The organism is Pseudoalteromonas sp. '520P1 No. 423' (assembly GCF_001269985.1).
Classification (GTDB): Bacteria; Pseudomonadota; Gammaproteobacteria; order Enterobacterales; family Alteromonadaceae; genus Pseudoalteromonas.
In genome coordinates this window covers 186,670-206,818 of record NZ_BBZB01000002.1, presented here as the reverse complement: position 1 = coordinate 206,818, position 20,149 = coordinate 186,670, and the positions used below count along the sequence as shown (strand labels likewise).

At 34.8% G+C, this 20,149-nt stretch carries 14 protein-coding genes and 2 pseudogenes; all 16 read right to left on the bottom strand.

From position 1 onward, the window contains the following. Positions 1–5: 5 nt before the first annotated feature. Positions 6–1,340 carry a type VI secretion system baseplate subunit TssK gene (gene tssK, locus PSA_RS19545; protein WP_042152066.1) on the bottom strand — a complete coding sequence of 445 codons (1,335 nt, stop codon included), beginning with the start codon at positions 1,338–1,340 and terminating at the stop codon, positions 6–8. A gap of 19 nt (positions 1,341–1,359) precedes the next feature. Beyond that, on the bottom strand, positions 1,360–1,878 hold the full coding sequence (gene tssJ / locus PSA_RS19540; protein ID WP_042152061.1) for a type VI secretion system lipoprotein TssJ: 519 nt from the start codon (positions 1,876–1,878) through the stop codon (positions 1,360–1,362). Between the two features lies 1 nt (position 1,879). Next, the gene (locus tag PSA_RS19535) at positions 1,880–2,929 is read right to left on the bottom strand and encodes a hypothetical protein (RefSeq protein ID WP_042152059.1); all 1,050 of its coding nucleotides are present in this window, start codon (positions 2,927–2,929) and stop codon (positions 1,880–1,882) included. Positions 2,930–2,949: 20 nt separating this feature from the next. Next, positions 2,950–3,657 (bottom strand): ABC transporter substrate-binding protein, encoded by a 708-nt coding sequence (locus PSA_RS19530; RefSeq protein WP_042152056.1) that lies wholly within the window; start codon positions 3,655–3,657, stop codon positions 2,950–2,952. An 8-nt stretch (positions 3,658–3,665) separates the two neighbouring features. Then, complete coding sequence (gene tssH / locus PSA_RS19525; RefSeq protein WP_042152054.1) at positions 3,666–6,272, bottom strand: type VI secretion system ATPase TssH; 2,607 nt, start codon at positions 6,270–6,272, stop codon at positions 3,666–3,668. Positions 6,273–6,276: 4 nt separating this feature from the next. Beyond that, positions 6,277–7,284 carry a type VI secretion system baseplate subunit TssG gene (locus PSA_RS19520; protein WP_042152052.1) on the bottom strand — a complete coding sequence of 336 codons (1,008 nt, stop codon included), beginning with the start codon at positions 7,282–7,284 and terminating at the stop codon, positions 6,277–6,279. Beyond that, positions 7,275–9,080, bottom strand: coding sequence for a type VI secretion system baseplate subunit TssF (tssF, locus tag PSA_RS19515; protein WP_193216560.1), 1,806 nt, complete (start codon positions 9,078–9,080; stop codon positions 7,275–7,277). The genes PSA_RS19520 and tssF overlap by 10 nt, the downstream gene beginning before the upstream one ends. After that, positions 9,073–9,486: a GPW/gp25 family protein gene (locus PSA_RS19510; RefSeq protein WP_042152046.1), complete on the bottom strand. Its 414-nt coding sequence runs from the start codon at positions 9,484–9,486 to the stop codon at positions 9,073–9,075. The genes tssF and PSA_RS19510 overlap by 8 nt, the downstream gene beginning before the upstream one ends. Continuing rightward, positions 9,486–10,886 (bottom strand): type VI secretion system contractile sheath domain-containing protein, encoded by a 1,401-nt coding sequence (locus PSA_RS19505; RefSeq protein WP_042152045.1) that lies wholly within the window; start codon positions 10,884–10,886, stop codon positions 9,486–9,488. Before PSA_RS19505 ends, PSA_RS19510 begins: the two co-directional genes overlap by 1 nt. 93 nt (positions 10,887–10,979) lie before the next feature. Next, positions 10,980–12,458, bottom strand: coding sequence for a type VI secretion system contractile sheath large subunit (gene tssC, locus PSA_RS19500; protein WP_042152042.1), 1,479 nt, complete (start codon positions 12,456–12,458; stop codon positions 10,980–10,982). Further along, complete coding sequence (gene tssB / locus PSA_RS19495; protein WP_042152040.1) at positions 12,458–12,961, bottom strand: type VI secretion system contractile sheath small subunit; 504 nt, start codon at positions 12,959–12,961, stop codon at positions 12,458–12,460. The genes tssC and tssB overlap by 1 nt, the downstream gene beginning before the upstream one ends. A gap of 25 nt (positions 12,962–12,986) precedes the next feature. After that, the gene (locus PSA_RS19490; protein ID WP_042152037.1) at positions 12,987–13,517 is read right to left on the bottom strand and encodes a type VI secretion system tube protein Hcp; all 531 of its coding nucleotides are present in this window, start codon (positions 13,515–13,517) and stop codon (positions 12,987–12,989) included. 44 nt (positions 13,518–13,561) lie between these two features. After that, the gene (locus tag PSA_RS19485; RefSeq protein ID WP_042152035.1) at positions 13,562–14,929 is read right to left on the bottom strand and encodes an ImpA family type VI secretion system protein; all 1,368 of its coding nucleotides are present in this window, start codon (positions 14,927–14,929) and stop codon (positions 13,562–13,564) included. Positions 14,930–15,290: 361 nt separating this feature from the next. After that, positions 15,291–18,458 (bottom strand): HD domain-containing phosphohydrolase, encoded by a 3,168-nt coding sequence (locus tag PSA_RS19480; protein ID WP_042152032.1) that lies wholly within the window; start codon positions 18,456–18,458, stop codon positions 15,291–15,293. Between the two features lie 240 nt (positions 18,459–18,698). Beyond that, positions 18,699–19,453: pseudogene (locus PSA_RS19475) on the bottom strand (EAL domain-containing protein). A gap of 89 nt (positions 19,454–19,542) precedes the next feature. Further along, positions 19,543–19,842 (bottom strand): annotated as a pseudogene (locus PSA_RS19465) (hypothetical protein); the annotation flags it as partial. Positions 19,843–20,149: the final 307 nt, after the last annotated feature.

Genomic DNA, 20,149 nt, shown 5'->3' with positions numbered 1-20,149 from the left:
CTACTTTACCCTAATGACAATGCAAATAAGGTTACTTTTAAATCTAGTATGCGATTGTCTATATGCATATTTAGAGTTTCTCCTTTTTTGAGCATATCTTGCCATAAATTATTTTGAGTATTGACTTCAAAGTAAGTCGCAGTTGATTTTGGTTTTAATTCATTTGGTGCAACCATTAAATGCATCAACTCGATACCTGACATGGCATTACGAACGAGTTCTACAATATTACTATTACCTGCTAAAGTCGCAGCTTGCGGCATGCTTTGTGCTATTTCATCATTAGATAATGAAGATTCTACGCTCATGACAAAGCGACGTTTACTCATATTGTCAGGATCATTAATTATCGTGCGTAATAGCCTGCGTTTTTCAAATAGTTGGTCATCCCATTTAAATTCAATGACTGAATCTTGTAACACCATGCTCAGCTGACTACGTAATTTCATAAATATCGGACTAAATACGCTATATAAGTCATCATAATTAAGTTTTGGGAATGCATGTGGTAGCTCAGGTGTTAATCCTGATAGTTCAGCTGATAATGTGGTTAAATCACGGTAAATCTGGTGTGTTGAGTATTGCATATCTTGCTTAACCCAATCGCTCCATGGTAGCCATCTATTTAATGTTTGCAGCCATAAGAAGTCTTTATATAGGGTTTGCTCACTTTTACTTTCTTGGCCGACTGCTATGCGTTTATGCACCTCTTTGGCTCTGATCTGTAATAGACTTTGTAGCATTTTAACTTTATCGAACAAGTAAATTGATGCTTGAAAGTGAATACATGCAGGAATAAAACTACTATCAAATACCACTTCACCGGTTTCACGTGTTTCTAAGATACGTGCGATAGGAAATGATACGTACCCTGCCATATCAGTTTTACCAATAGATAAACATACGTTATCTTTGGCGACCTCTAATTCAACAGAGTCACTTTGTGCTGAAGTATTATTATAACTGGTGATTGTTTGGCATAAATATCGCGTAGCTTCAGTGTTTTTTTCACCGTATGCTGGTGCGCCTTTTAATGCTAATGGTATTGATATATATACCGTCTTTTTTACAGCATCTTCAGGTACATCAATGATAATTTCTTCATCAAGTAAAAAGTAATGGCCATCAGGAAATAAGCCATTACAAAAAGTAACGGCTATTTTGCCTATTTTTAGCAAATCAGTATTTACAGTGATATCACTTAAACCATAGTGACCAGAATAGCCCTGCGTGCCTGCATAATTTTGCATATAAGATTTAAAATGCAACGCTTGCTGTTGAAAGTGTTGTGGGGAGATAAAACTCCCTTCTTTCCATACAACTTGTTTAACTAGATCCAAGTTAAATCTCCTAAATTTTTTACCACGACCAAAAGCTTTCTTGTGGGATTGATTGCATATTAACGGTTAATGAATCGATAGATATGGTGACGTTTTTGACATCATCTAAACTCGATACATCTAACCAAGCTCTGGTTTTTGCTTGTGAATAATTTGAAAACTGTACAAAAACAGCTAAATACTTGGTACCTGAAAGTAACTCAATATTGAAGTTTCTTTTTTCTTTAGGTACTAAGCTTGAGAGTGTTTTCTTCTTTATTAAGCTATCAGCTAATATTTTTGTATCTTGTTGGTATAAATCCAGTACTTGTGCAGACTTAAAAGTATCAATTGAATTTAATTGGTATAACTTAATTACAACAGGATTTGCATTACTCAATTTTGAGGGGTTTGCACTTTCGCCTGCAGTTAAAATCGTTGAAATAAAGGTTGGTTCAGGCTCATCTGAACCCGAAAAAACACTACAACCACTAATAAGTAATGCACTGCAATACATTACCGTACAATAGAATAACGTGCTCAAAAAGGACTTAATCATATCAATCCTTACTCTGCATGTTTTCAAGTAGTAACGCCTTAAATAGTCTGTGGTACTCACCTTTGTCTAAGCGGCGATTAAATGATTTTCGGTATAAACGCCAATATTGTTTTTCTTTAGAAGCAAACAGTGGTGTACCAAAGTCACTATAAACATCTTCAAGATGTGCTGGTGAAAACTCATCTATAAAGGTTGTGAGTGTTTTATCTAACGCTTTAAATAATTTAGATTGTTGTTCACTGGCACTGACTATTTGCGTATCTAGCAGGCGAACTAAATGATCAAGTTGCTTATTACTCACAGAATTATTGCTAACCCCATTATTATTTACTGGGTTATTTTCACCATTGGTCACCGTTTGTTTCTGAATCGGTTTATTTTCAAACACAACAGCGTTTTCTTCTTCAAATTCAGGCATTATTTTTGAAAATTGTCCTGATTGATCTTCACTGTTTATTTGAGCCGCAGGAATTTCAGATTCAGTTTTTATACTGATCTCTTCATCTTTAAATGGGTCTTCATCAAAAGGATCATCAACAAATACGCCATTATTGATAAAATGAGGTTGCTGTTCTTGGTCTTGGCTCATTTGTTCTCCTTGATTAATATGATGCTGACTGGTTTTCATTTTTATATTTTCATCAAAGTCATCATTATTTAACCCTTCTAATGAAAAATGAACATCTTTAATCTTTGAATTTATACTTGTTTCACTTTCTTCTTCAGCTTCAATGCTTTTAACTAAGCTTACTAACATAGTGTAATCAGCAACTTCTATCATAGAACCATCTTCAATAGGAGCAAGCCTGCCCGTTGCTAATGAAGCGCCGTTAATTGTTATATTGTTACCATTTAACGCTTCTATCATCATGGTATTGTTATCTGCAACAAAACGGCCATGTGTCGTAGCGACTTGACCGCTTCTGTCTGGTAACTCAATCATACAGTCAAATGAAGATCCAAAAGTTCCGCCTTGTTTTGGTAGAGAAAACACGCGGTTCGTTACATGCTCATTTTGTGGTATTTCGGTTAATTGTATTGTTATTGCCATGTTTTTATTATCAATTTATCTTATTTAGCACAATCGGAAATCGACTGATTAAATTCATTTAAAAAATTTGGATATTTATTTATAAAGTCTTTATTAAAATAAACTCCTAATGGTTTAGTTGCCACTTCTTTACTTCTAAACCCGCTGGCTAACATACCTTTCTTTTTAAGCGCAACTTGCATTGCAAGTTCATCTACTAATACAGCATCTACTTCGTTATGCATCAACATATCTAAAAGTGTTTTTACATTTCTTGGTTTTTTTATCACATCATATTCTGAATTATGTAAATAAAACCATTTGTTAGTGCCAAATTTTGCACTGACTTTCCATTGTTTTTTATTACTTTCATTCAAAGATATATCAGATAATGAATTAGAAAAATACCAATACCAATGATGGTTAATGAGTGGTTTCGAAAAAACCGCATATTTATCTCTTAAAGGCGTTTGCTCTGCAACAAAAAAACCGTGTTGCTCACTACTTTGCACTTTTAGTTGGGCATTTTCCCAACTTGTCATTGTTAATTGATAGGGTTGCTCTAGTTGTCTCAATACACATTTAACACGTGTAACGGCTAGGCCGGCTAGGGTATCAGATGAATAGGTTTGATACGGCGGCCATTCTTGAGTGGTTAATAATAATCTTTTTGGACCTAAACTTGCCAAAGACAAGTGAGATACCAGTACTAAAATTAACAGCACAAATTTAATGATATATTGAGACACAGTTTCTCCTAAGACTCTATGATGACTTCAAAGTCATCGGTATCTGAACATGTTACAGTTACTTTATTTATTTCTTTTCCTTCACTTAATAAAGTAATGCATTGCTCAGCTAGTCTTGGCATAAGTGAGCGATTAATAATTTGTTCAATACCACGTGCACCTGTTGTTGGATCGGTATTTTTATTTACAACATATTGCACAAAGGTTTCATCATAATGAAAGCTTGCTTTATATTGCTCAATCAATTTTTTACGAATACGGTTCATGGCAATATCGCAGATTTTACCTAATTCTTCATCGTTTAATGGGTAATAAGGAACAACTGTTGCACGACCTAAAAATGCAGGTTTAAAATACTGTTGTAGTGCAGGGCGAATTTCTTCAACTAGCTCTTCATTTGGTAAGCGTTCTTCATGTGCGTCACATACATCACAAATTGCTTGATCTGCTGCATTTGAAGTCATGATGATGATGGTATTTCTAAAATCTATTTGACGACCTTCACTGTCGGCAATAGAGCCTTTATCAAATATTTGATAGAACAAGTCATGTACGCCAGGATGTGCTTTTTCCATCTCATCTAATAAAATGACAGAATAGGGGTTACGACGAACAGCTTCAGTTAAAACGCCACCTTTACCAAAACCAACATATCCCGCCGGCGCACCTAAAAGCATAGATATTTTATGTTCTTCTTTAAATTCAGTCATATTGATAACAGTCATATCATTACTGCCACCATATAATAAATCCGTTAAAGCAACAGCTGTTTCTGTTTTACCAACACCACTTGGGCCACACATTAAAAACACACCAATTGGCTTTCTGCTATCTGTTAAACCTGCTCGAGAAATACGAATGCTTTTTGCTAATTCATTGATTGCTGTGGTTTGGCCAATAACACGTTTGTGTAGGTTTTTCTCGATTGATAATAGTTTAGCGACTTCATCACTTAGCATATTACCAATTGGAATACCGGTCCAAGAAGCAATCACTTGTGCGATGGTAATATCATCAACCATGGCATTCACTAAAGGTTCACCTGCTTGTAATGTTTCAAGTTCGGCTAATTTTTCATTGAGCAATTTGTGACTTTCATCATCACAAACGTCGTTAGCTAAGTTATCTGTTACTGTGGATTGCAGCTCAATTACATTTTGCACTAACGCCAATTCATTTTGCCAACGAGTATTTAAATCAGCAAGTTTGGTTTGTAGTTCTGCAATTTTTTGCTCTAATTTTTCAATCTCGAAAGAGACATTATCGAAAATAGACGATTCGCGTTGCATTACTTCAAGTTCATTTTCAGAGTAAAGTAAATCTTGCTCTAAGCTTTCGATAGACTCGGGTTTTGCACCTTGTGTTAAAGCAATGCGGGCGCAACTGGTGTCTAATAAACTGATTGCTTTATCTGGCAACATGCGTGCTGGTAAATATCTAATTGATAAGTTTACTGCAGCTTCAACTGCCGATTCTCTAATATATACTTTATGATGTTTCTGTAATGATTCAGCAACACCTCTTAGCATTTGTAATGCATCAGTTGCATTTGGTTCTTCAACTTTTACTACCTGAAAACGACGGGTCAAAGCAGGGTCTTTTTCAAAGTACTTTTTATACTCATCCCAAGTTGTAGCTGCTAATGTTCTAAATTCACCGCGCGCAAGTGCAGGTTTTAATAAGTTAGCTGCATCATTTTGGCCTTCAGCACCGCCGGCACCAATTAATGTATGCGCTTCATCAATAAATACAATAATCGGTTTTTCCGATGTTTTAACTTCATTGATCACATCTTTTAGTCGGTTTTCAAATTCGCCTTTGACACTTGCGCCTGCTTGCAATAAACCTAAATCTAAACTGTGAATTTCAACATCCTGGATTGCTGAAGGGACTTCACCTTGGGATATTTTTATTGCTAAGCCTTCTACAACGGCTGTTTTACCAACACCAGGTTCACCAACAAAAATTGGATTGTTTTGTCTTTTACGGCAGAGGATATCAATTGCTGTTCTAACTTCTTGGTTTCGGCCAAGTACGTTATCTAATTGCCCATCTCTGGCAGCTTGGGTTAAATTAGTAGTATATTTTTCTAGAGCGTCACCAGAGCTTGCACCAGCAGTACTGGCACCAACTGATTTAGTGCCAACATGGGTTACTTTTAATTTTGATATTTGATTACGTAATGCTGATTCAGAGAAGTTTTCAAAGCATTTTAAAGATAAGGCTTTAGTGCCTAAATCACTCACTTGCTGTGTCGCAAGTATAATATGCAAAGTCGTTAATTGATCATGAGAAAAATCAACTGTTGCACATAACCAAGCTGACTTAATTAACTCGGTTAAATTACCGCTTAAACTTGGTTGACCTTCAAAGCCTTTGCTTAATTTTGTGAGTTTACTTGAAAGTTCATTAATTACTTTTTCAGGTTCAATTTTTTGGCTAGTAAAAAACTCTGTCACTTGTGGGTCTGGCTTATAAATAAGCTGCATTAACCAATGCTCAAGCTCAATGGCTGGGCAGTGAGTATTCATCGCATCGCCAGCTGCTAATTCTAAAGCGCGTTTTGCTGTCGGGTCTAATTTAGCAATTAGATTAGGTAAATTTACTTGTGGCATAGTATCAATCCTTTACTAAGTGGATCAGGTAAACGACAGGTTTATCCTGTTGTGTGCTTTTTATATGAAAACCTCGACCTAAACAAAGCGTTTCGTTTTGTTTTGCCGAGAGCTTAGTTCTCTCAAACCATATATCGGGTGCTTTTAAAAAGATGCCAATTTCAGTTTTATCGCGTAAATAATAACGCGTCATATCGGCGAGTTCTTTATACCAAGCATCGTCACTGGTTAGTTTTTTTAGCTCAGCTTCGTCTTTAGCTTCTACTGTAATGTTAATTTTTTGTTTCGACAACCAACATCTTTGTCCTAATAGGAAACCTTGACTTAATTGGTTGTTTTGTCCGCAACTAGACTCATTTTGTGCGTTTCTTTTAGGGCCTAATCGTGTCAAACTTTCTTGAGTCAGTTGGTGCTTGCTTAAATAAGTGCAATAAGTTGTGATCTTTACACCAAAATAATCGAAGAGAATTTGTTGTAAATTTTTTTGTGAGCGATTTGATACGCCTAACATTAAGCTGTATCCGAGCCACTTTTTTGTTTGTGGGCTGTCGGGTAGGGATGTCAGCTGTGCGATGCAATTTGTCAGCTGTGACACTGAACTATGTGATTGCCGATCACTTTTAAAGTAGCGATCGACTTCATCGGTAAGTAATAAGTGAGTTTTTTCTTGTGTTCTCGCAAATAATTTAAAATATCTATCATTAAAAATATTTAGAAAATCAAATAACGCATAGTCTTCACCATGAAAAGCTTTTAAGAGCTCTTCATAAATATAAACTGGTACAACCGTGTAACCAGATGTTAAAGATGTTTTACTGCTGGATATAATGGCTTTTTTACCAATAAATTTAAATTCACTTATTTCTGAGTTTAAATTATCGGGCATAGGATCTGCTTCGATGCTTAACTCAAATGGGTTGGGAGATTGTGCAAGGTGACGATTGATAATTCGGATCAGCTGCACTAATTCAAATTTATCGGGCTGTGCCTGAGCTTGCTGAATTAAAGACATTGCTGCGCACCATGCACTTTATCAAAGCTGATGTACTCTTTACCTTTATCAGTTGAGAGTGTGACTTCTAATTGTACAAAGCGATCAAAACTACAAAAACCAGCAAAAAACTCATTTAATAAGTGAATGAATAACCAGATATTCATAGAATTCTTTTTATCAAAGACCGACATTTCAATACTGATCAAAGTACCTGAAGTGAATATGTTTACGCCATCAATATACATGCGTGCAACTTTTTGCTGGTAACTCACATTTTGTATTGCAGATGTCAGAACTTGCTGCTGTGAAGAGCGACTAAAGACCGACAACAAATTTCGTAGTTTCTCTGTTGGCTCATCTACATTAGTGAGTGCACTGAAATTAGTACTTAATAATTCGATTAACTTCCAATGAAGCTGCTGAGACTCATTAGGATAATAAGGTACAGTTGGCACGTTATGGCTTATTAAATCTCCAGGTAATTCAATTGAACCAGCAAACTTTAAAGGACTGCCAGTGTTGATACTACATGGTGTACGTCCATTACAGCATATCAACTGCGTAGTCAGTAAATGATCTTTTGCATTATTAACTTCATGTTTTGAATTGGGATCAAAGCTGATAGCAAGATGGTGTTGATACTTTTTTTCTCGATTAATATGGGTTTCACTAAACCATAATAATCCATTATTTTTATCAAAATAACGTTTTGCAAATAATGGCTGTAATAGAAACTCACCATCAGGTTTAACTTCTTTTACACTTTCGACGCTGATTATTTCGATTTCAGATGTTTGATTTGAAGCATCAGCATTGAGTGGTACAGATAGCTGCTGATGATTGTAATATATCGGTTCTGCACGATTAGTAAACTGATTAATAACAAGGGTGGTATTTAACTGAAATACACTGGTATCAAATAAACCTATTAGTTCAGAAGGAATATCTTTAACAAAAAAGCTGATCACCAGTTTGTTGGCATTGAGTTTTTCGATCGCACTTCTAAGCCCATCTAATTGAAAATATTTCCTTTTTTCAGAGTAATTAAAATATTCCAACATCATTTGATACGCTGAAAATTGACTTCCTTTTTTATCTAAAACATTGAAGTCGCTTTGAATACATCTCGGTTTAAACAGCTTTTTATCTAAGATGCTTAAGTTTTCAAAGTTATCATCAGATAATGTAATAAATTCAAGTTGCGATAGTAATAAAGCAATTAATCCGGCTGAACCTTGGCCAAAACCATGTAAATATAAATCCAATACATTGCCAATACTGTTTGAAATTAACGCTTCAGGATCGTTGGTATTCATGTGTAATTGAATGACTGAATTAGCATCATGTTTAATTGGTAAATCAAATGGGAAAGGCGCATATCTTGCTGATACAGTATTTAATGTAACTGGTGAAAAAACGGTATCATTACAAAACTTAAATTGGCAAAGCTGATTTTTTTCATTTTTTGTTTTTAACGCTTCGCCTCTATTGATGTGTATTTCTTCTACAAAAGTCTCTGTATCAGGCTTGAGTTTTACACTCATAACTGAAGGTAAAAGTTGGTTAAATGAAGGATACAATACGGAGCATAGCGCATTTGATATATGCGGTAATTGTTGATCTAACTTCATTTCATTTTTAGCGCTGAGCAAAGCAACAGATTCAAGTAAACGCGTTATATTAGGATCTTCATAGCGTTTTTCATTAAGATGCATGGTATTTGCGACACCAGCATGTTTTGACTTGAATTCACTAGCAGAGCGTCGAATTAAAGAGAGTTCTCTTTCGAAATAACGATTTAATAAATCAGACAATTTCATTCTCCATTGTTAAGCTAAAATCACTGATATTAAGTTTGCTATTTAATTGAAATTCATGACCATCAACTAAATCACCTGAAATGATAAAATTGATAGCGTTTGATTTATCTTCATTAACTAAGATGCTGATATCTACATTTTCTATGCGATACTCGAAGTCATTTATTAGGCTCTTAATTCTTGATGTGAAAATATTCTTGCCTAATTGGTAATTTAAGCTCTGAATGTCTTCAACACCATAAGCATATATAGAACGTTTACATTCAGTTAAGCCTGAATCTAAGACGATTAATGGCGCTTCGCTTTCGAGAAGTTGCTTTAGGTTATATTTTACTGAAGTTAATAAATACGATTCATCACTTGTAGTGATTTCACTTAAAAATGAGCGGATAAATACCATTATTTCCCCTCAGTTAAATCGGTTGTTAATAGAATTTGTCCGGCAAACATATCAAACTGATATTGAGGTTGAAGTGATACTTCACAAAAGTATTCGCCTGTGCTGTTAGGTGTTTCTTTAACTGATATTCTTGCACTTCTTAGTGGATATTTTGCTAATGTTTCATCATTTGCGGAAGAGACATTTGAAACATATTTACTGAGCCATTTTGAGAGGTGCTGTTCACATTCATTTGCTGACACAAAACTACCTAATAGCTCCCTTATTTGAACTTTTAAATAATGGGCAACACGGCAGCAAATGAGCGTTGTTTGAATGAGTGATAAAACCTTATCATCTTGATGACTTTTGCCGGCCCATACAGAGTGATTATCCATAAAGTAATACTTAGTAGTTAATGGGCTATGAGCAAGTGGTATAAAACCCTGTTTAGCATAGAACTTACCTATACTGCCAAATATTCTCACTTTAGGACTCGGCTGATGCCATACATGATCTTTTGAAGTGTCGGGTAAATTAAGTACTGCGCCTTGTAATCTATCATTCCAACGTGATTTCATAAAACCAAACCAACTTATGCGATTGAACTCTCTTATTATTGTTGATGCAAAAGCAAAATGGGCATTACCATATAAACCTTGGTGCTTCTTAGATGACTTTTCATTTAATACAAAGCCACAAGAATGGTTTTTATATTGTTCTCTTAGTTTTAATTTAGGTAAGGTCAAACCAATAAAGCGACTTGAAGCAACATCTCTTAACTTTTGCCAACTGGCATAATCAGGGCCTTCAATGATCTTTTTGACCCGTTGTATATCGCTGATCCAACTACCATCAGATTCACCAAAAAAAGAGTCATCAGGTGACATGATAAACGGACATAAACAGTGTTGACCTAAAGCTCCTAGTAACTCTAATGTATAAATATCATCATATTCACTAAAGTCGTTGAGCTCAGCTGATACATTATGATCAACTAATACTAAGCCAAATGGCTCACCACCTAAGGTATTGAGTTCATTATTGCCGATTTTATTATAAAGTTGGGAGCGTTTTAATTCGCTTGCTAAATTGACATCGTTTGATACGGTTTGCCAGTCGTAATCCAAACATTTAATTTTGATTCTTTGTTTATTGAAAGGTACTGACACTAAATTATTAAGACCGCGCCATCTTGCCTCTAACTCTTCAAAGCGTGGTTGCTGTAATATAAGTGACATTTGATCACTTAAAGATTTATCTATACTGGCGATAAGCTGCACAACTAATGCTTTAAATTGGTCCGCAGATTTTAATTGGGCAGAATACTCTTGAGCAATGATCTTAATTGCTTTTTCTAAAAAAGAGTCATCATCACTTTTGATTGCTAAAAGTGCCTGTAACGCGTCAGTATTATTCATTCATCTCATTATTATTGTTATATATCAGTCACCAAGATATGAATGGTGACTGATATCAATAAAGGCATTAAAAATTAATGCCTTGGCAGGGTATTAACCTGGTATTTTTGCAACCATACGTACAGAAGTCGTTAGTGACTCCATTTGTAACCAAGGTTTTAAATGTGCAATTGCTGAGTATGAACCAGGTTTACCTGGTTGCTCAACAACTTGAATTGACGATTCAGCTAATGGTGTTTTAGCACGTTGCTCGTTACCGATTGCACCTGGATTAGTAAATTGACCAATCCAAGTATTTAGGTCACGTTCAACATCTGTCGCTTCAAGGTTAGAACCTAATTTATCACGGCCCATTATTTTTAAGTAATGTGCGATACGGCTGCTTGCCATAATGAAAGGTAAACGCGCAGAAATTGCTGCATTAGCCGTTGCATCTGGATCAACATAGGTTTTAGGTTTTTGTGTCGTTTGACCACCAATGAATACTGCGTAATCAGAATTTTTATAGTGAACTAATGGTAAGAAACCAAGATCACTTAATTCTTTTTCACGTTCATCAGTTAAGTTAACTTCAGTTGGACATTGTTGCTGAATATCACCCGCATCTGATTTATAAGTCAGATTTGGTAATGCTTCAACTTTACCGCCATTTTCTAAACCACGGATAGAAGTACACCAACCACTTGCAGTGTAGGCTTGTGTCATTTTAAGACCCATATCATACGCAGCATTTGACCAAACGATTTGATCGTTACCAGTTGGTCTTGGATTACCTTCAGCATCTAATGCTAATTCTTCATAATCGAAAGACTTAGTTGCAGCGCCTTTTTTACCATATGGTAGGCGTGCGATTGTTTGTGGAAGCGTTAAAGTAACATAACGTGCATCATCGCTTTCACGGAATGAATTCCATGATGCGTATGCAGGTGAATCAAATGCAGGTGCAACTGGCTTACCCTCGTTAAATACTTCATAGCTGTCTAATTCAAACATATTGGCTGACGCTGCTGCTACAAATGGTGCATGACATGCTGCTGCAGTCTCGCCCAGGTAGCGTAACAATGACACGCTTTCATCGCTTGCGTCAAATTGGTAATCGCCTAATAGTAAACCGTAAGGTTCGCCACCGGCAGTACCGTATTCCGATTGATATAAAGTATTGAATAATGGGCTACGATCAATTGCAGGCGCATCTTCAAATTGCTCTAAAATATCGTCACGGTTAAAATCAGCTATTTTGATCTTTAAGTCGGCACCTACTTCACTTTCACGAACTAGCTTATTAAGACCACGCCATGAGCCTTCAAGTTTTTTAAACTTATCTTGCTGCATTACTGCTGATAATTGCTTAGATAACTTTTCATCAATTGAAGAAATTGCATTTTCAATTGTTTTAGTCAGGTTTTTATCCCAGCTTACTGTACCTGAAGTTGCTTGCTCCATTAAAACCGAAACAAGCTCTTTAGTTGCATCAGGCGCTGTTTGTGTTGTAGCAGCAATTGCACGGTCAAGAAAACTTACTTCTTGTGCTTCGCCCTGTGCTGCAGCGCCTTGTTCTTGTTCAGTACTCATTAAGACTCTCCCTCAGAACCTAAACCAAGCTCGTCAGAAAGTGCTTTAATTGTATCTGCACTTGATAGTACTTCTTTTAATAACTTTTCAAGATCGCGTGATCTATCTGCTTTACTTAAAAGTACTTTTAGCTGGTTACGTGTTTCAACTAATTGCTTTAAAGCATCAACTTTTTCAACGATGGCTTCAGGTGTGAAGTCTTTCATTGAATCAAAAGTTAAGTTTGCTTCGATTTGACTGTTGTCATCTACCAGAACATTATCAACTTTCATTTTAAGTTCTGGACCAACACGTTTCATTACTGTATCGAAGTTATCTTTATCTATTTGAAAGAATTCACGATCAGCAACATCTGGTTTATTATCATTATCAGCTGAAAAATCACCTAATACACCAACAACAAAAGGAAGTTCTTTTGTTTCTAATGCACCATTTGTTTCAACATCATATGTGATGCTAACGCGGTTTTTACTTACGCGTTTATGTTGAGAATTTAATGCCATTTTTTATATCCTAAATGCTTAATGATTACTTAAGATCTGCTTGAGAAGTAATTTCAGCTGAAGTCGTATCGAATGTTACTTCGGCCGCTTTTTCAATTTTGCCGCCTTCAGCTTCTACATAATAAGTCTGTGCATGTGTAGAGTATGTCATAGCAAAGTTTTCACCTGGTTGACTGCCATCGCTACCAGAAATGCTATAACTAGAAATACGTGCATTTTCTAATGTTACGATTAAGTAAGGAATAAGGCCTTTACCAGCACGGTTAGGCTTAGTGAAAACGATTTCAATTTTCTTACCTGCTTCACCTGGTGCATATAAAAATGTTGTGATGTACGGGCTGGCACCATCTAATTGCTTAGAACACTGGATTTCACCTAGAGCTACCATGCCGCCATCATTGTTATCTGCGTTACCGATATCTACTGTTACGTTACGCATTGCACTCCATGACATAGAGTCAAGTGCGAAAAAACCTTTTTTACCACCGATATCAGTTACTGTTGCTGAACCTTTGATTGTGTCGTTTCCGTCAATTCTCATGTAAATAGAAGCCATGATCTTTCTCCATTAAATATAAAAGTTAAAAATCTACTGCCGGTTTACCAACTAAAATCGGAATCTGTAGATGTGTTTGATGTTTCTTGATTACTTGGTATTTCATTTTCACTGCTGTCTTGAACTATTGGAGCTTCTACAACAGGTGTTGATTCTTGCTTTTGAGGTGGTTGTACTACCTCTTTAATTTCTACAGGTGCAGGTTTATAGGCACTAATATCTGCTTTTTCACTATCAATACCTGTTACTAAATTAATTTGACCTAAAATTTTTTCATTGCCAGATACTAACTCTTGCATCAAATCAGGTAGTGACATGTAGCCCCAACGTATTGCCTTTTCTAATAGAAAAGAAACTGGGCTATGCGGCTCTGTTTTTGAAAAATAGTCAGCTATTTTTCTGAGTTCTTGAAAAGCCTGATCTCTATTAGCTAGCTGCGCTGAAACATTTAGTAGTTGCTGTGTGATTTGTACCGTATTTTGTACTGAACTTGATTGTTCAGTGGTATTTATAACGGGAGCACTGACTGTTTCTTGTTGCGGTGCATCAATTGCTTCATCTACAGTGTTAGTTACAGACTCAGCAGCCGATTCGACCGGTTTCTCTAAAGGCCAAACAGGATAGCTATCAAACACTAAGTATTTAATTGCTTGCAAACAGTCATTTAAATTTTCTTTAATGAACTGTGCACTGACTGCAGAAATAGCGAGCTTAGCTGTTATTGCTTTTAGCCATACGTCCAGTTTTATTACTGAGTTTAATGCGTTATCTAGGGCAATAACAGTTGATGTAATATCATCTTTATACGATGAAAAGTCTTTTTTAGCTTGTGCCTTTAATTCTGCTAATTTACCTGATTTAGATGCAGAGAAATATTGTGCGTGATCTATCTCGCCAACTAATGAAAGCATTTGTAATGGCATATACAGCAAACCACTATTAGCACTTTCACCTAATAATTGAATTAACGGCCTAAGTTGTAATTCAGCTCTTTGCGCAGCTTGTTCAGTTGCATCTTCAGATTTTAATTTGTTATCTGGTAAGTATGGCTGAACATCAGGCCAAAAATTTTCAATAAACTCATTCAAAGTTTCTAAAGCAGAAGCAATTTTTGTAATTGAATCTCTTTGAAAAGCTAAAGACATTACCCACCAACAGTAAATTTCTACATCTTTACTTTTTTCAGTTAAAGTTTGCCAACATGCGTCACTGACTGTTTGCCAGTTTTTTTCATTTTCTTCAAATAAAGTTTCGTCTGTTGTGGAGTCAGGCGTTTCAATTAAGCGTCTAAAAGATGACTGTGCGGCATTGAAGTTATTTCTTAATGCACGATAGGCTGTACGGTCATCTTTTAGATAACAGCCTGTTGCTGACTCACTTTCAATAGGTTGTAATAATTGCTTATAATCCACTAATAATCCGTATCTTTGTTTTTATTATTAATTACATAGTAAAATGTAAGATAAAAAAAATGTTAATGCAAATTCATTCTATTTATTTAACCCTTTAAATACCGAGAAATCACATTGTATTTTATTGCAAGGTATTATTTTATTTTAACAAAAGGTGCAGCAAGGTTAATTTTACTGTGATTTTTGTTTTTTAAATACATCTAGCGGTAATATATATATTATTTACAGGGGAAATAAGGAGGCTTTGAACATTTTATATCCAATTATTAATTTTTGTTTAATATACTACTAAATTTAAGTTTCAAAAAACCATTTAACGATGTTTTTTAATTCATTCAGATAGTTTGATTTTCAACTATTATTAAGCCACTTCTTTTACTTTTAAATATTTTCCAATGTCAACCTCATCTAACTGTTCTTTTGGTAGGTATTTTTGTGCGTATTGTAAATACACACCAGATGTTAAAAATAGTTCGAATATATTTTTATCTATATGTTGTTCGAGAACCATCTTATGCATGATTTCTATGGCGACACTGAGAGGCTTTGCTTTTTTATATGGTCTGTCGGCAGCAGTTAATGCTTCAAAAATGTCAGCTAAAACTAAGATGCGTTCAGGGATAGATAAATCTTTGGCTGTTAGTTTTCTGGGGTAACCAGTGCCAATTAATGTCTCATGATGTGTAGAGGCATAACGCGGCACATTTTTAAGTTCATCTGGAAATGGTAAATTATTAAGCATTTTTATGGTGCTGATCACATGTTCATTGATTTTAAACCTATCTTCATCAGTTAAAGTACCGCGAGAAATGGATAAATTATATAACTCGCCTCTATTATGAATCAGATCAGGTATTTTCATTTTTATACCAAAGCTTGGGTCATATTGTTTACAGCGAGTACGAGGTTCAATATGCTTGTTAGTATCTAATAATAACTTTTCAGCTATTGGTAACTTTTTAGGTTTTTCATTGGTATATTTATCAAATTCAATAGGAGATAAGCCTAGGCTATCATCAAAGTACCTAAGCCAAGTTTGGCTAGCGATTTGGGTCAGTTTTTCGACTTTATCTTCTCCCATATACTCACCGCCAATGTTTGTTTGAGCTATAAAAGCAAAGTCATCTTGTAGTTTAGCGTGCTTACGTTTTAGTTCTTGTTGGTAAAACACTCCAGAATCTGGTGCTAACAATAATTGCTTGTAGTATTCAATTTCGGCATCTCTATGTAATACTTCAAAGCGCATTCTGATTTCGTGAATACGGTTATAAATTGTTTCAAGTTTAGTGCCTTTATCGACAATATGCTCAGGAGTAGTTATTTTCCCACAATCATGTAGCCAAGCTGCAATTCTGAATTCTCTTTGTTCGTCTTCAGTTTTTAGAGCAAAATCAGCGAAGCAGTCTTTTTCACTTCTACTTGCTTCATCAACTAATAGAATGCCAATTTCAGGTACTCTTTCGCAATGACCAGCGGTATAAGGTGACTTATCATCGATTGCTTGAGCAATTAGCTTTATAAATGACTCCATAAGCTCTTTTTGACTTTTTTCATGTTTGTGCAATGAACTAGCCATATCTGTAAGGGATTCAGCTAATTCATCCAGTTCTTTTATGTGACTAATAGAGGTTTCAACTTCATTGTATTTGCGATGTTTTATTAAATTGTTTTGTTTAACTAATTGTTTTACTGGATTTTCTATAAAACGCGCAAAATAAAAGGAAATAGGCAGCATGCATAAAAGACATAAAGCGGTGATCAGCATTGAAACTTTTACTTTTTCTAAACTTTTGCCAATAATGCTCTTGTATGGGGTAACAACAGCAAAGTAAGTTTGTACTTTATCTCGAATATTTACAGGGCTAATAAATATATAATATTCTGTGCTGGCAAGCGTGGTTTTTATTAAATTATTATGAACGCCTAGCTTTTTAGCCTCAGTAATAAGTGATTCATATGGTACATTGATAGACTGAAAACCTATGTTGTTTACATCGGTTTCTAGCCATTTATTGTGTAATGCTGTTTTTTGTTCGGTCGAAATATGGCTGATCGCTTTATTAATTATAGGCAATAAATCTCTATGCTCTTCATTTATTAATATATGTAAATTTTCTGGAATAGTAAGTGGCTTAAAGCTAATCGCTGGCTGTATTGTTAAATCATCGATAAAGTTTTGCGATAGCATATTTTTCAAAATAATTCGGCTGTCAAGTGCCGCATCTGCGTGACCGTTTTTTACTGCGTTGATTGCTTCTAAAGGGGTTTTGAATTCAATAATATTAATTAATGGTAATTGTTTTCTGAGGATGGGGGTAATTGACCAACCTTGAGAAATCGCTAAGGTTTTATTATTAAGAAACTGAATTTTGGTAATAGGCATTTGACTGGGTTGTGTTACTAATGCAAAAGGTAAACCCAGAAATGCTTCACTCATTACCCCTAAGTTTTGATTTATTGGTGTATCGTAAACTGCTTGTAAGGCATCTAATTCATCACTTTTAAACATGTTAACTAATTTCGACCATGCAAAGCCATTTACATAGTCAAATTCAATGCCTGTCATTTGAGAAATGAGATTAATGACATCAACAGAATATCCTTTAGGTTGACCGGAAATTGCAAAATCAATAGGAACCCAATCTTTTGAGTTTGAGATTGTAATAACAGGTTTTGTAGCAATAAGTTGTTTTTCTTGTTGGGTTAAGTTTAACGGTGCAGAATCAGGCACTTTAAGTATGGCTGTTTTATTTTTACTGGTTGCTATTAGCTCACCATTGCCCTGATATAGGTAGATTTCGCTTCCTAAAGGCAATTGATGTTCTTGTAATTGGTTAGACAAACTCGATAGTGCGATGTCTAAGGCTAAAACATGTTTGGTATTAGGTAACTTTGTAGAAAATGTAAGTCCAGGTGCTTGTAATGAGTTAAATTGATAAGGTTCCGATTTGTATATTTCGCCAGTTTTAGATTGCTCAAACCAGACTCTTTTCGTGGGGTCAAAATCGGTTTGGTTTTCTTGAATATGCCTCACTTTAAATGATTTATCTAAGTACTCTATAGTTTGCAGCTTAGATTGAGCGCTAGAGCTTACTTTTAACCATCTATCTTTTATTGAAGCTGAAAACTGTTGTCGTATCAGGGGGGAGGCCTCTAAATTAATTAATTGATTAAAGTCTCCGTTGTTTTGCCCTATATATATGGAATAAAAAATAGGATTAGTTGCCATTATTTGCGCAAAGGCTTGGTAGCTTGATGGGGTTAAGGTATTTTGTGCTAGTAATGAAGAATTTTGTGCTAATACAGTTGTTACTTTAGTGGCACTCTTATCAATATTTGATAAATAATCTCGTGTATATTTTGCTGTCATTTGAAAGCTATTTCGAGCAGAATCGCTTGCTATCGACATACTAAAATAATAATTTAATCCAATCGCTATGGTAGCAGTTAAGCCTGTCGCTATGATAAAAATACTTAGCAATGTTATATGAATTGAAATACGAAATTTTTTCAAACTACTAATAAACATGAATATCCTTATTTTAAATACTTAACCAATTTAAGGTTGAAAAATCTCCAAAACTAAAAGTAGTACAAAAAACAACTAATGAATAGTGAAAATTGTTAATAATCATTGTTTAAAACATTGTATTTTATTTTTTTGAATAAATAGAGGTAAGTAATTAAGAAATAGATATAAATAGAGATAATGATGTTAGGGATTTAAAGCAATAAAGTTGGCTAATACGCCAGCTTTATAAATGTGGGGTTAGTCTCGTTCTTGCAACCACTTTTGTAACTGCGCTATAGGCATAGGTTTAGCGTAAATATAACCTTGTATCATAAATACATCGCGCTCTTTAAGATACTCAACTTGATGTTGATGCTCTACGCCTTCTGCAATCATTTTTAAATTAGATGATTTAGCAAAGGAAATTATGGCATCTAATACTGAGCTTTTTAAATCATTGCTATTAATTGTATCGAAAAACATTTTATCAATTTTTAATGTGCTGATCCCGAGCTCTTGAATATATGAAAAACCACCATACCCAGTACCCGCATCATCGAGTTTCAAGTCTATGCCTTTTTTGTAAAAATCATCTAAACAGGCTCTTGCTTGAGGTAAGTTATCAATTTTCATACGTTCGGTTATTTCTAATGAAATGGTCGATTGGGTAATTTCATAGTGATTCATTAAACTTTCAAGTAATTCATATAATGCATTATCTTTAAAGTGATCGGGCACAATATTGATACTGACAAATTTTTCGCTTTGATCCCATTTTAACGTTTTAATATCTTTAGCCATTTTTTTGATGAGTTGAGCTGTTATATCAACAATTAAGTTGTATCTTCAGAAAATGGAATAAATTGATAAGCGGGAACAAAAGCTCCATCTTTATGTACCCACCTAGCTAACATTTCTACACCAACCACTTCATTGCTTTTGCTATTTATAATAGGTTGATAAAAAGGCGTAAATTCTTTAAATTTGATGGCATCTTTGATGATTCGGTCCATCGATTGACTAATTGTAAGTAATTTAAAAGCAAATAGGGCAGAAGTGTAGCTAAGAAAAATGAAAAGGAGACAGTACTAAACCAGCTTAGTTATTGATAATAAGTAAACGCTTTAGTGCCTCTCAGATTTAGAGTGAGTTTGACATCACTTTCCATTCTACTGGCTGTATATTCAATATAGCTGGGTTGCTTAATTCTTTTACTTTTAAATTCAAGATTGGGTAACCCTTGAATAACAAAGTCATATTCTAAACAGTTCATATAAGCAAATTCGGTTAAATAGTTAACCATAAAAGGGTTAATACTAGCGAAATAACGCGAATTTTCATGTGAACGCACCATTAATAAATCTAAATGTTCATCACTATGTGTCACAGTAGCTAAAGAAAGTTGATCTTTTAATACCTGTTTCTATTTTTGATAGTGATTTTAAGCGTTGCTGAAGATTTTAAATCAACTGCAGTTTATTTTGCTATCATATTCCATCTTTTTTATATACATAGCCATTTAACTTCAAAAAATAAGCAAAATAGCGGGAATTATTTATTAATAGCAATTTATAGTATTTATGCGATATTTTTGATCTGTTACTTTATATGTTTAGCGTATTTGCCCGTTAGTTGTATTTGAAAGAATTCATTTTATTTTATTTGCTAACGTTTACATTATGACTTTAATGGTTGGCTTATTGATTTTA

Excerpts from the sequence above, each read along its gene's own strand:
- tssH (WP_042152054.1), bottom strand. The coding sequence starts at position 6,272 with ATGCCACAAGTAAATTTACCTAATCTAATTGCTAAATTAGACCCGACA.
- PSA_RS19480 (WP_042152032.1), bottom strand. The coding sequence starts at position 18,458 with ATGTTTATTAGTAGTTTGAAAAAATTTCGTATTTCAATTCATATAACA.
- tssJ (WP_042152061.1), bottom strand. The coding sequence starts at position 1,878 with ATGATTAAGTCCTTTTTGAGCACGTTATTCTATTGTACGGTAATGTAT.
- PSA_RS19510 (WP_042152046.1), bottom strand. The coding sequence starts at position 9,486 with ATGGTATTTATCCGCTCATTTTTAAGTGAAATCACTACAAGTGATGAA.
- PSA_RS19490 (WP_042152037.1), bottom strand. The coding sequence starts at position 13,517 with ATGGCTTCTATTTACATGAGAATTGACGGAAACGACACAATCAAAGGT.
- PSA_RS19535 (WP_042152059.1), bottom strand. The coding sequence starts at position 2,929 with ATGGCAATAACAATACAATTAACCGAAATACCACAAAATGAGCATGTA.
- PSA_RS19520 (WP_042152052.1), bottom strand. The coding sequence starts at position 7,284 with ATGTCTTTAATTCAGCAAGCTCAGGCACAGCCCGATAAATTTGAATTA.
- tssB (WP_042152040.1), bottom strand. The coding sequence starts at position 12,961 with ATGGCATTAAATTCTCAACATAAACGCGTAAGTAAAAACCGCGTTAGC.
- PSA_RS19505 (WP_042152045.1), bottom strand. The coding sequence starts at position 10,886 with ATGAATAATACTGACGCGTTACAGGCACTTTTAGCAATCAAAAGTGAT.
- tssC (WP_042152042.1), bottom strand. The coding sequence starts at position 12,458 with ATGAGTACTGAACAAGAACAAGGCGCTGCAGCACAGGGCGAAGCACAA.